Origin of the sequence: Segatella copri (assembly GCF_051861805.1) — a bacterium.
GTDB classification, from domain to species: Bacteria; Bacteroidota; Bacteroidia; order Bacteroidales; family Bacteroidaceae; genus Prevotella; species Prevotella copri_M.
The window spans coordinates 191,883-204,936 of sequence record NZ_CP146520.1; the positions used below are offsets into that span (position 1 = coordinate 191,883).

Here is a 13,054-nt window from a genome sequence, read left to right on the forward strand (position 1 = left end):
ATATAGACTATTCTTACACATTATTATATATAGACTATTTCTGATAAAGAATCAAGGCAGACTGAGGAGCAACCTCTACTTCCTTTCCTGAGATGAAGCCCAGACCTTCCTCGTTGATAACACCATTGCAGCAAGCCACGGTGTAATTGCCCTCAGGAATCAGCATCTTCCTTGACTGCTTGTTGAAATTATAGATGACGATGATCTGCTTCCAGGCATCGATGCCCTCCAGGTTCTTGAGCTGGAAACCTACGAGGCAAGTCTGCTTGTTGCCCTTGGCATCCTGACTAGGCAGGAACTCCAGATGCTGACGCACCTTATCGCCTGTAGAAAGACGGAAGGCTGGATGGTTCTTGCGGAGCTGAATCAGATTCTTATAGAAGGTGAATGCCTGTGGATATTTCTGCAGATTGGTCCAGGTAAACTGGTTGATGCTGTCTGGAGAATTGAAACTGTTGTGAACTCCCTTCTTGTCGCGAAGCATCTCCTCGCCGGCAAGGATGAAAGGCACACCCTGCGAAGTGAACACACAGGTCTGGGCAAGCTGATCGATGCGGAGCAACTCGGCAGTACGCATCTCTTCCGGGATATTCTTATCCGTCAGGGATGGGATGCTTGCCTTCAATCTATCTACCAGACACATATCATCGTGGCAGCTTACATAGCTGATCTGCTCGGTTGGGTTGTTGGTCCAAGGCTTCTTGTCATAATTCACCTTGGTCATATCCACCTGCGGATGAGCGATGCCACCCACGATACCGAACTTCAGACTCTCCTCCTCGCCAGGAAGACCAGCCAGGAGCGCACCCTTATGGTCATCAGAGAAAGGACCACGGAGTGCATCACGCATATCATCGCTGAAGGCACCGATACCATTGAGCTGGTGGGTATTCGCCTTCATGGCGAGCTTTTCTGTAGGATAAGCACAGCTGCCTGCACTCCAGCCCTCACCATAGATATAGATGCTAGGATCGATGCGGTTCACCATCTCACGGATAGCCTGCATGGTCTCGATATCGTGAACGCCCATCAGGTCGAAGCGGAAGCCGTCGATATGGAATTCATCAATCCAGTACTTCACGCTCTCCAGCATAAACTGGCGCATCAAAGGCTTTTCTGAAGCTGTTTCGTTGCCGCAGCCGGAACCATTGCTATACTTTCCATCTTTATTCTTGCGATAATAATAATCAGGATAAGTACGCTGGAAGTTGCTGCCGTTGATATCGAAGGTATGATTATACACGGCATCGAAAATCACTCGGATGCCTGCCTTGTGAAGCGCCATCACCATCTCCTTGAACTCCTTGATGCGGGTTTCTGGAGAATAAGGGTCAGTACTGTAGCTGCCTTCCGGCACATTGTAGTTCTTCGGATCGTAACCCCAGTTGAACTGAGGCTTGTTGAGTTGGGTTTCATCTACAGATGCATAATCGAATACCGGCTGGAAATGGATGGCATTGATGCCGAAGTTCTTGAGATATTCGATAGCCTTAGGTTCGGTGAGGGCGAGATATTTGCCCTGATATTTCAAACCCGATGTAGGAGAAACGGAGAAATCACGCACGTGAAGCTCGTAGATAACGAGGTCGGCTGGCGACTGGATGGCAGGACGCACATCCTTGTCCCATCCCACAGGGTCGGTATCATACAAATCAACGATAGCACCACGGTTTCCATTCACACCTACCGCCTTAGCAAATGTACCTGGAGTTTCACCCTTACCGATATCAAAGGTATAGAACTTACCCTTCAGGTCGCCCTTCACGGTAGCCCCCCATCGTTCATCGCCCATCTTCTTCATCTTCAGCGTCTTGTAAGCCTTACCTTTTTGTCCATCCTTATAAAGGCGGATGGTAACAGAAGACTTGCCGGCTGTAGGGGCATTGAGAACGAACATGGTTTTCTCCTTGGAATACATCATCTCATTGAATGTCTGCTGCGCATTCAATGAAGTTGGTAAAATCGATGCTGTCAATGCTGCAATTATTAGTTTCTGGATTTTCATTCTTATTATAAAATTGGTAGTTGTCATAATTAAACCGAAAAGGAGTTTAGGGAAGAAATCAGAATCTTCCCTAAACTTCTACTTCTCTATGTTCCTAATCATTATTTAGCAAGCAATGAGATGGCGAAACCACCACCACGTGCTTCTTTAATCTTCAATACATCACCCTTCTTCACTGTCTTGTGGATGATCTGGTAAGATTTAGGATTCTTCTCGTAATCGGCATTCTTGCCGTCCTGATAGATGGCGCAAGCATACTTCTTTCCCTTATCGAGGAAGTCGAGCTTTACTACAGATGTGCGGGCTGCATCGGTCTTGCCACCAACAAACCAGTTGTCGGTGCCCTTTGCCTTGCGGGCTACGGTGATATACTTAGCTGGCTCTGCCTCCAGGTACTTGGAGTCGTCCCAGTCGCAAGCTACGTCGCGGATGAACTGGAAGGCATCGTCGTACTTCTCATAATGCTCAGGAAGATCGGCTGCCATCTGCAAAGGACTGTACATCACGAGATAGAGCGAAAGCTGACCACAGAGAGTGGTATGAACATAGCTTGGGTTGTTGCTCCACTCAGAAAGCTTGGTCTCGAAGATACCAGGGGTATAATCCATCGGACCACCCTGCAGACGGGTGAATGGCAACATCACGGTGTGATAAGGCTTGCTGCCGCCAAATGCCTCGTACTCAGTACCACGGGCACTCTCATTACCCACCAGGTTAGGCCAGGTGCGGCAGATACCTGTAGGACGGGTTGCCTCGTGGGCATTTACCATGATATGATGCTTGGCTGCAGTCTCGATGACACGCTGGTAGTGATTGTTCATCAACTGACTGTAGTGATACTCACCTCTTGGGATGATATCGCCCACATAACCGGTCTTCACGGCATCATAGCCATATTTATTCATCAGGTTGAAGGCATCCTCCATGTGACGCTCGTAGTTGAGAGCTGCAGAAGAGGTCTCGTGATGCATCATCAGCTTCACACCCTTGGAATGAGCATAGTCGTTGAGCATCTTGATATCGAAGTCAGGATATGGAGTCACGAAATCGAAGACATCGAGCTTCTGATGACCGAACCAGTCTTCCCAACCTTCGTTCCAGCCTTCTACCAGCACCTCCTGCAAACCGTTCTTGGCTGCAAAGTCGATGTAGCGCTTTACTTCCTCGTTGGTTGCACCATGGGTGCCATTAGGCTTGCACTTGCTGTAATCGGTTACACCGAGGCGAACAGAAGGCAGGTCGTTGGTATAGCTCCAGGTCTTGGTGCCAACGATCATGTTCCACCATACACCGCAGTACTTGGTAGGATGAATCCATGAAGTATCCTTAATCTTGCAAGGCTCGTTGAGATTCAATGTCAACTTGCATGAAAGCATATCACGGGCATCATCGCTCACCATCACGGTACGCCAAGGAGTATTGAACGGAGTCTGGATGAATCCCTTTCTGCCCACGGCATCAGGAGTCAACCAAGACTCAAAGGTCAATGTCTTCTCATCCAGGTTGAGGTGCATGGTTGGATAATCCAGACAGGCAGCCTCGTGGATATTGATATAGAGACCATCCTTGGTCTTCATCTGGAGCGATGTCTGAACACCGGTATCCGAGAAGACAGTGGTAGATGAATTGCTCTTGTAAGATTCGCGGTTCTTGGCGATGATAGGACGGATGCCGGTCAATGGAGTAATGTTGTAGTCATACTCCTGGGTGTCGTAATCGCCCGGAATCCAATAGGCAGTATGATCGCCTGCCATGGCAAACTGAGTATGCTCCTCCTGAATCACAAAGTAGTTCAGACTTTCCTGCTGAGGGAACTCATAGCGCAAGCCCATACCATAATCATATACACGGAAACGGATGGTGATGTTACGCTTGGAGGAAGCCTGGTTCAGGTTTACCTCCATCTCGTTGTAATGGTTGCGGATGGTAGCAGTCTCACCCCATACTGGCTTCCAGGTTTCATCGAAGGTCGATGTCTTGCTGCCGGTTTCTGTGAAACCATCCATCAGGCTGGTTTCCTCCATACCCTTAGAGGCGTGCTTATCCTTCGCCAGCTCCAGTCCGAGATGCGATGGCTTACATACAGTCTTTCCCTTATAGCTCATCTCGTAGGTAGGCTGTCCCTTTTCGGTTAAAGAGAAAGTTACCGAGACATTGCCGTTAGGCGACTTAACAGTCTGGGCTGCTGCCAACATCGGGAGCAAGAGGCCCATCACTAATACATTCAGTTTCTTCATACTGTTCAGTTATTGCTTATTCTTGTTTTTTTGAATCCTTGTTAGTTAACCTTAATCATAATCTGTTTATTCTTAAGACAGTGCAAAGATACAAAAAACAAAAATACCCTCCGCTAAATGGGAGGGTATTTTTCCGTATATCAAGGTGCAAACGTTTGCACGATTTTGCATTTGCTATTGCAACATTTTAGTTGCGGCCACCCTGAACTATCAGTTCGGTGATGTTCTCCATGAACTCCTTGCTGGCAGCCAACTCTTCCAGACTCAGGTGCATGCGATAGCGCCAGTAGTGCTTTGGATTGGCTGGGATGTTGATGCGCTCGGCATCGGCATCTGGCAGACGGAGTTTTTCATCGATGGCCAACCAATCCTGAACGCTCAATACGCAGAGCATGGATGGAGAGGTGAGATGGCGGGAGATGATGTCTCTTGCCAACCAACCTGGGAGCGGATGAGGAGCAGGTCCTTCACGATAGAGCATCGTGTTGTAATACTCCTGGGTACGGGAGATATTCTCGTCCCACCACATACGCAAAGTAGGCATATCATGACTTGAGATGGTGCAGACAGAGCGGTATGGGTTACGGCTCAGATGACCAAACTTAACCGTTGGATCCTTTGGCATACTCTGGAGTTCCAAACTCAGTATCTTCAATTCGTTCATCACCCATGGCACACAATCAGGTACCATACCCAGGTCTTCGGCACAAACCAGCATGCGGGTAGCCTGAACCAGCTTAGGCAACTTCTTCATCGCCTCGCCATACCAGAACTGGTTGTTGCGGCGATAGAAGTAGTCGTTGTAAAGACGATTGAACGCAGCCTTGTCAACATCATAGAGCGACTCGTAGATGAAGTCGAGCTGTGCCGAGATACGTGGATGGAAGAGCTCTGGGTTCTTGCGGTCGCGAACGAAAAGCACATCGCTGATCAGGGCATACAAGCCATCACGCAACCAGATATCCTTCTCATCAGTTACATTCTGGAAGAGAGCCTCCACCTTGCGCTGGGTATCTACCTCAGGCTTCATCTGATAGCGTTCCTCATCCAGACGATCGAGATACTTCTCCTTCACTTCGTCGGCACGCTCATGGAACATACGGTCCAATATCCAGTCGGTAATGAACGGACGGAGGAATCTGTCCTCCTGGAAGTTCAAGCCGTAGCTCTGAATCTCCTCACGGGTCATGCCGAGGGCTGGGGCAAACTGTCCGAGCAGGCCATGAACGCTATCTACAGGGATTTCCCAAATGCGGAAGAAGCCGAGCACATGGTCGATGCGATAGGCATCAAAGAACTTCGACATGTTCTGGAAGCGGCGGGTCCACCACTGGCAACCATCCTTCAGCATCTCATCCCAGTTGTAAGTAGGGAATCCCCAGTTCTGACCATTCACAGAGAAATCATCAGGTGGAGCACCCGCCTGACCGTTCAGATTGAAGTACTTAGGCTCCATCCAAACATCGCAGCTGTGGCGATGTACACCAATAGGAATATCACCCTTCAGGATAACGCCCTTCGCCTTGGCATGTTCGTGCGCCTCCTGCATCTGCTTGTTCAGGATGAACTGCACGAAGTAGAAGAACTCCACGTTCTTGTATGCCTCGGCTTCCGGGTTCGTTAAATCCTTGCGCTCAGCCTCATCCCAGACGTTATGGTCTGGCCACTGAGTGAAGTCGGCAGTGCCATTCTTGTCGCGCAGGTAAGAATACTGTGCGTAAGGCACGAGCCACTGTTGTGTATCCTGAATGAAAGCCTTGAAATCGGCTCCCGACATCATCTTTTTACCTTCCTGTGCAAATATCTGTTGCAGATAATCCTGCTTGTAATCATTCACCTTCTCATAATCAATCTGATGCAAGGCATTGAGTTCCTTGCGGGTCTTCTCTGCCTCCTCGCGAGCCTTCTTATCCTTCAACGCTGGCAACGCATTCAGATCGGCATACATCGGATGGATGGCGAAGACGCTGATGCAGCTGTATGGATAACTGTCCGTCCAAGTGTGGGTGATGGTGGTATCGTTGATAGGCAACAGCTGGAGCAGTTTCTGTCCGGTAGAAGCCACGAGGTCGATCATGGTCTTCAGGTCGCCGAAGTCGCCCACACCGGCACTCTTCTCACTACGCAGAGAGAACACCGGAACCAATGTTCCGGCCACCTTGCGGTTGTAGAGGGCGAAGAATGCCTGGTCCAGATCATAAGCGATGGCATCGCCTGCCTTCATCTCCGGCAGGTCGATGGTGCGGTTCATGCCTGTTTCCCAGAAAAGCAGGTCCTTCTTCTCGTTGTAAGCCACAAACTTGAATTCCATGTGAGCGGTCTGCAGATGAGCAGCATCCAAATCCACCACCCACTCGTTATAGGTGTGCTGTGTCATCTTCAGCATTTTTTCTGCATTCCATGCACCCAGCACGTTGTCGGCACCTACCAGTCCGAGTCTTTCTCCATCACGAAGCTGAGGGGCACGCACGATGAGACGTACGGTTTTGGCACAGTTCTGCATCGCCAGTTCTTCTGGAGCCTGGTGATTGATGCAATCGGTAAAGGCACTGCTGTAAAGATAAGCATCCTCAGGTATCACCTTCCAACTGTCATAGAGGGTGAACTCATCCGCCTTGGTGGCGTTCAGTTCCAGGCAATGCTTCACGAGAAGCCACTCGGTCTTGAGCACCCTGCCATCGCGCTCTACACTATAATAATAGGTGTAAGCCTTTGCTGGCTGTTCTACACACCAGTCAAACGACCATCTCTCGCCATTGAGAGTGGTCATCGGGAACTTGAGTTCCTCATCCTCCTTCTGAATGTTCAAGACGAGCTGCTCGCCGAACAAGGTTCTGTATTCTATGTTAAAATGAATTGTCATAAGACTCCATTTAGAGGTTAGTTATTTATTATTTTTATTTCCGGTGCGAAATTAGCAAAAATATCCGTAACAAGTACGGTTCTTTTGCACAAATCGAGGAAAAAACAAATGCAAACGTTTGCATTTGTTTTCCTTGACTGGCATTATTCATGGTTCTTGATAAGCTTTATTTCTTTTCCTTGATGATACTGACAGATAAGGCACCGGCGATGAGCAACAAACCAGCCACTATCATCATGTCGCTCTGATGAGAACCAATCAAGCTCAGGATAGTGCCGCCGCAGATGGCTGCCACAATCTGAGGAATACAGATGGTTCCGTTAAACAGGCCCAGATAAGCACCCATGTGACCATAGCCCTGCAAGGCGTTGGTAACAAAGGTGAATGGCATTGCCAGCATGGCTGCCCAACCCGCACCAATCATCAGGAATGGGATAAACTGCAAGTACTGGTCGTGCAGGAATGGAATAAGAGCGAAGCCCACGCCGCCAATCAGCAAGCTCACGCTATAAGCCATTTTGGTGTTCTTGAACTGAGGAAGCACCACAGCCCAAAGCACGCTGCCCACAGCCTGTACGGCAAAGAGGATGCCCACCCAGTTGCCTGCTTCCTGGAATTCAGCCGACTTAGGATCGGTGGTATTCCAAACGGTTTCGGCGATGGCACCGGTAGAATAGTTCCAGAGATAGAGGAAGCCAGCCCAGCAGAAGAACTGTACCAGTCCCACCTTCCAGAAGGTAGAAGGCGCATTCTTCAAGAGCGTAATCCAATCGGCCTTACCCTCTTCTTCCTTTTCCACATCGCCAGCTACACCATTATATTCCGCATACTGCTGCGGATTCCACTCCTTCACCTTCATCGTGGTGTAGATAACACAGAGAATCAGAATGGCAGCACCCACATAGAACGACCAGATAACGGAATCAGGCACCACGCCTTGTTCTGCCACATTCTTGATACCCAGGAAGGTAAAGAGGAATGGGAAGATGTAACCAGCCACAGAACCGGCATTGCAGAGGAAACTCTGGATAGAGTATGCCTTTGCCTTCTGCTTCTCGTTCACCATATCGCCCACCAGCATCTTGAAAGGCTGCATCGCCATGTTGATGCTCGTATCCAGAAACATCAGGGCAATCAAGCCGAAGAGCATAGCTCCGCTCACGGTAAGGCCCAGCGAACCGGCATTCGGCAGCAGGCACATCACGAGGACGGCAATCGTGGCACCCACGAAGAGATAAGGGATGCGGCGACCGAATCGGCACCAGGTTTTATCACTCAGCGTACCTACGATAGGCTGTACCAGGATTCCCATCAATGGAGGGAGAATCCAGAAATAACTCAAGTTGTGTGGGTCAGCACCCAACGTTGCAAAGATTCGGGAGATGTTGGCGCTCTGAAGGGCGTAGGCAATCTGTACCCCGAAGAAACCGAAGCTCAGATTCCAGAGCTTCCAGAAACTCAAATCAGGTTTTTGTGTCATATTGTTGTTATTTTAAATTTCAAAGTTCGGTGTTCAAAGTTCAAGCTTATCTCGTAGTTCCTCTTACCACGAGTCGGGTTCTCACCACTCTTTTCTCCACATCATCCTTCTGGATGGATCCCTCCACCTGTCCGATGAGGATATTTGCCGCTTCCTCGCCCACTGCTACGCCTCGCTGTTCCACGGTGGTAAGCATCGGGTCGCTCGCCTTGGCACGGTCGCCATTGGTAAAACCGCAGATACTGATGTCATCAGGCACAGCGTATCCCATGCGCTTGGCGGTATAGAGGATGCCGATGGCGGTATCGTCGTTGATGGCGAAGAAAGCATCCGGCACTTCATCCTGCTCCAGAATTTCAGGCGTGATAGCCTCAGCCTGCGCACGGTTGTCGCAGATTCTCACCCAGTCCGGGTTCTCTGTCAGTCCATGCTTCACGATGGCATCATGATAACCGTTGTATCTGTTTTTGGAAATCTCCAAATTCATTGGCGAACCATAGAAGGCTATCTTCTTACAGCCCGTATCAATGAGATGGGTCACGGCGGTGAAGGCACCCATATAGTCATCCACCACCACTCTGGAGCAGTTCACCCCCGTACAGATTCGGTCGATGAAGACGAGCGGCACACCATTGTCCATCAACTTCTCGAAATGGTCATACTGCTTGGTATCCTTCGCCTGCGAAACGATGATGCCACACACCTTATTCTTATAGAAGTCTTCACAGATAGCCACCTCTCGGTCGTATCGCTCCTTGCTCTGCGCCACCATCACACGATATCCCCTGGCTCTCGCCTCCTCCTCTATTCCCGAGAGGATAGACATAAAATAATAGTGAACCATCTCGGGAATGATAACTCCGATTACCTTCATCGGCTGCACCCTGCTGTGGCGAAGTGCCTCGCCGATGACGTTCGGATAGAAGTTATGTTCACGTGCGTATGCTTGAATACGCTCCTTCTGGGCAGCACTGATTCTCGGACTGTCCTTCAATGCTCGGCTCACCGTGGCGATGCTTACCCCCAGGTCGCGAGCAATATCCTTCATTGTTATATTGTTATTTTCGTTCATGTTGTTTCTAAGTTACGCTGCAAAATTAGACAAATATCCGTTATCTTGTACCTTTTTCCTTGATTAATATCAAGCAAATCAAGTGCAAACGTTTGCGCATAAGAAATAACGGAATTAACTAAAAAATAGTGCATTGTATCGAAAAACACAGTAAATTTGCACCCAGAAAGAATAAGCAACGCAAAACCTCGACCTATTTTTTTATAAAACAAGGCCAGAGACTAACAATGATATTCAACTACGAATTTAAATATAATTATAAACATAAACTTAAAAATCAAGCAAAATGATGAAGCAGGTAAAATTTAAATTGCCTCTCAGAGCATTGACCCTCGCAGGTGGTCTGCTTCTGACAGCAAGTTCCTTTGCGCAGACAGCTGCGATTAAGGGACACGTGAAGGATGCTTCCGGTGAGCCTATCATGGGTGCTACCATTACAGTGAACGGTAAGGCAGTAGGTATTACCGACATGGATGGTAACTTCTCTGTTGACGCAGCTCCAGGTGCTAATCTTACTTTCACCTATCTGGGAATGACTCCACAGACTGTGAAAGCAGCTAACAACATGAACATTACCTTGGCAGATGACTCTAAGTCTTTGAACGAGGTCGTTGTCATCGGTTATGGTGTAGCTAAGAAAAACGACTTGACAGGTTCCGTTACAGCTATCAAGCCAGACGAGAAGAACCATGGTATCATTACTTCTGCACAGGATATGATCCAAGGTAAGATTGCCGGTGTAAATGTCAACTCATCAACAGGTGCTCCTGGTGATGGTGCACAGATTCGTATCCGTGGTGGAGCTTCTCTTACTGCGAGCAACAACCCATTGATTGTTATCGATGGTATGCCTATGGATAACAATAATACAAAGGGTGTTAACAACCCTCTTTCTCTTGTCAATCCTAACGATATCGAGAGCTTCACCGTATTGAAGGATGCTTCAGCTACAGCCATCTATGGTTCCCGTGGTTCTAATGGTGTCATCATCATTACAACCAAGAAGGGTCGCAGCGGCCAGAAGCCACAGATTTCTTACAATGGTACACTTTCGGTAAGTACTGTTGCCAAGAAGATGGATGTGATGAATGCTTCTGAATATACAGACTTCATCAAGAACTATTATGGTGAAGATTCTTCTGCCTACAAAGGTTTAGGCTGGAAGAAGTTCAACGAAGATGGAACTCCAGATTATTCTGCCGGCACATACGATACCGACTGGCAGGATGAAATATACCGTGCAGCTGTCAGCCATGAGCATAATGTAAGTTTAACAGGTGGCATCAGCAAGCAGTCTTGGTCTATGCCATATCGTGTCAGCGTAGGCTACACTGGTCAGGAAGGTATCTTGAAGGGTTCTGACTATAAGCGTGTTACTGCCGGTTTCAACATCAATCCATCATTGTTCGACAAGCACCTTAACATTAATGTCAACGGTAAGTATTCTTACTCAAAAACAAATCCAGGTGGACAGGATGCAGTCGGCGCAGCTGTCTCTATGGATCCTACTCGTCCTGTTAAGAGCAGTGATGAGACATTTAAGAATTGGGGAGGCTATTGGCAGTGGGCATTACCTACTACTTCATACGACCCTACATTCCCATATAACCGCAACGAAGATGCTCCAACAAACCCTGTAGAAAAAGTTGAAAACTACGATTTCTACAAGAGTGCGCATATTCTCTTGGGTAATGTAGAGGCAGACTATAAGATACATGGTTTCGAAGACCTTCATCTTCACGCCAACATAGCTGGAGAATATAGCACTGGTGGAGAGTACAACACCAACAATCCACAATCTACATACGGATTCTACTATGGTGGCAACAGCGAAAATAAGGAGAAGAAGTATAACGTTGTAGCTACTGCCTATGCTCAGTACACCAAGGACTTCAACAAGGCTAATCACTTCGACATCATGGCTGGTTATGAGTATAGCCACATGAAATATTGGGGAGACCAGTGGAGCAAGTCTATGTATCCTTCTACCAACAAAGGTATGAACGACAAGGGCGAACCTCTTGCAGGAACCGTGAAGTCTTACGATGCAAGCTACTGGAAAGGCCAGACCTATCTCGTCAGCTGGTATGGACGTGCCAACTATTCTCTGTTGGATCGTTACCTCCTTACATTTACTGCCCGTTATGATGGTTCAAGCCGCTTTGCAGACGGACACCGTTGGGGTTTCTTCCCATCAGCAGCCTTCGCATGGCGTATCAAAGACGAAAAATTCCTGAAAGATGTTGATGCTATCAGCGACTTGAAACTCCGACTTGGTTGGGGTAAGACCGGTCAGCAGGATACAGGTAAAGAGTACTACACCGCTACCTATAAGAAGAGTACAAGTAATCACTTCCTCTATCCAATCGGTGGTATTGACAACAACCCAGGAATACTCTACCGTCCATTGGCATACAATGACGAATTGACTTGGGAGACGACTACTACATGGAACGTAGGTCTCGACTATGGTATGTTCGACCAGAGACTCACCATCAACCTTGATGGTTATATCCGCAAGACAACCGACTTGCTCAGCACAACAACCATCGCTGCAGGTCAGAACTTTGACAATGCTCTCTTGATGAATGCAGGTACATTGGAAAACAAGGGTTTTGAGGTAGCTATCACAGGTCGTCCTATCCAGACCAAGGACTGGTTTGTAGAATTGAGCGTCAACGCTGCTTACAACAAGAACGAGATTACCGAACTTGCAGGCGGTCGTGATTTGATGGAGGCAGGAATGAAGGTTGGTCAGGATCAGGCAATCACCTATCATAAAGTAGGAAAGCCAGCCAATTCGTTCTTGGTTTACCAACAGGTATACGATCAGAACGGACGTCCTATCATGGGTTGCTATGTAGACCGCAATGGTGATGGTTCTATTGACGAGAACGATAAATACTTCTATAAGAACATTGTAGCTCCTTGGACTGGTGGTTTCAGCTTCAAGATTGCATACAAGAACTGGGACCTCGGAAGTAACTTCCGTGCAAGCCTCGGAAACTATCTCTACAATGGATACGCTGAGGGTGCAATAAATACGAAAGAAATTTGTAGTGCTAAGGGATATTACAAAAACAGCACAAAGGATATTGTAAATTTGGGCTGGACTTCATACAACTATCCTCTTACTGACTACTTCGTTCAGAATGGTAGCTTCCTGAAATGCGATAACATCACTTTGGGCTATAATTTTGATAAAGTATTGAAGATGGGTAACTACAAGGGTATCTCAGGTCGTATCTACGCCTCATGCTCTAACGTGTTTACTATCACAAAGTATAAAGGTATTGACCCTGAAGTAACATCAGGTAAGGATGACAACATCTATCCTCGTTGCCGCACATTCCTGCTCGGTCTGAACCTCAACTTCTAACAATTTAAAATAGATTTA

At 47.9% G+C, this 13,054-nt stretch carries 6 protein-coding genes; 1 reads left to right on the forward strand and 5 read right to left on the reverse strand.

Annotation, left to right across the window (positions count from 1 at the left end; translation table 11 throughout):
• Positions 1–34: 34 nt before the first annotated feature.
• The 5 genes from pulA to V8Z93_RS00790 all read right to left on the reverse strand — a co-directional run bounded on the left by pulA (position 35) and on the right by V8Z93_RS00790 (position 9,657).
• Entirely contained in the window at positions 35–2,005 is a 1,971-nt protein-coding gene (pulA, locus tag V8Z93_RS00770; RefSeq protein ID WP_439432084.1) for a type I pullulanase, read from the reverse strand.
• A 101-nt stretch (positions 2,006–2,106) separates the two neighbouring features.
• Positions 2,107–4,242 (reverse strand): glycoside hydrolase family 97 protein, encoded by a 2,136-nt coding sequence (locus tag V8Z93_RS00775; RefSeq protein ID WP_439432085.1) that lies wholly within the window; start codon positions 4,240–4,242, stop codon positions 2,107–2,109.
• Between the two features lie 187 nt (positions 4,243–4,429).
• A complete protein-coding gene (locus V8Z93_RS00780) occupies positions 4,430–7,105 on the reverse strand; it encodes a 4-alpha-glucanotransferase (RefSeq protein WP_439432086.1) in 2,676 nt (891 codons plus the stop codon).
• A gap of 166 nt (positions 7,106–7,271) precedes the next feature.
• Complete coding sequence (locus tag V8Z93_RS00785) at positions 7,272–8,585, reverse strand: MFS transporter (RefSeq protein ID WP_203041396.1); 1,314 nt, start codon at positions 8,583–8,585, stop codon at positions 7,272–7,274.
• A 46-nt stretch (positions 8,586–8,631) separates the two neighbouring features.
• On the reverse strand, positions 8,632–9,657 hold the full coding sequence (locus V8Z93_RS00790; RefSeq protein ID WP_203041397.1) for a LacI family DNA-binding transcriptional regulator: 1,026 nt from the start codon (positions 9,655–9,657) through the stop codon (positions 8,632–8,634).
• A 286-nt stretch (positions 9,658–9,943) separates the two neighbouring features.
• Here V8Z93_RS00790 and V8Z93_RS00795 point away from each other — a divergent pair, with 286 nt between their 5' ends.
• Entirely contained in the window at positions 9,944–13,036 is a 3,093-nt protein-coding gene (locus V8Z93_RS00795) for a SusC/RagA family TonB-linked outer membrane protein (protein WP_439432087.1), read from the forward strand.
• Positions 13,037–13,054 lie beyond the last annotated feature (18 nt).

What these genes read in the sequence shown, in the direction of transcription:
- V8Z93_RS00780 (WP_439432086.1), bottom strand. Translation starts at nt 7,105, where the DNA reads ATGACAATTCATTTTAACATAGAATACAGAACCTTGTTCGGCGAGCAG.
- V8Z93_RS00795 (WP_439432087.1), top strand. Translation starts at nt 9,944, where the DNA reads ATGATGAAGCAGGTAAAATTTAAATTGCCTCTCAGAGCATTGACCCTC.
- V8Z93_RS00775 (WP_439432085.1), bottom strand. Translation starts at nt 4,242, where the DNA reads ATGAAGAAACTGAATGTATTAGTGATGGGCCTCTTGCTCCCGATGTTG.
- V8Z93_RS00785 (WP_203041396.1), bottom strand. Translation starts at nt 8,585, where the DNA reads ATGACACAAAAACCTGATTTGAGTTTCTGGAAGCTCTGGAATCTGAGC.
- V8Z93_RS00790 (WP_203041397.1), bottom strand. Translation starts at nt 9,657, where the DNA reads ATGAACGAAAATAACAATATAACAATGAAGGATATTGCTCGCGACCTG.
- pulA (WP_439432084.1), bottom strand. Translation starts at nt 2,005, where the DNA reads ATGAAAATCCAGAAACTAATAATTGCAGCATTGACAGCATCGATTTTA.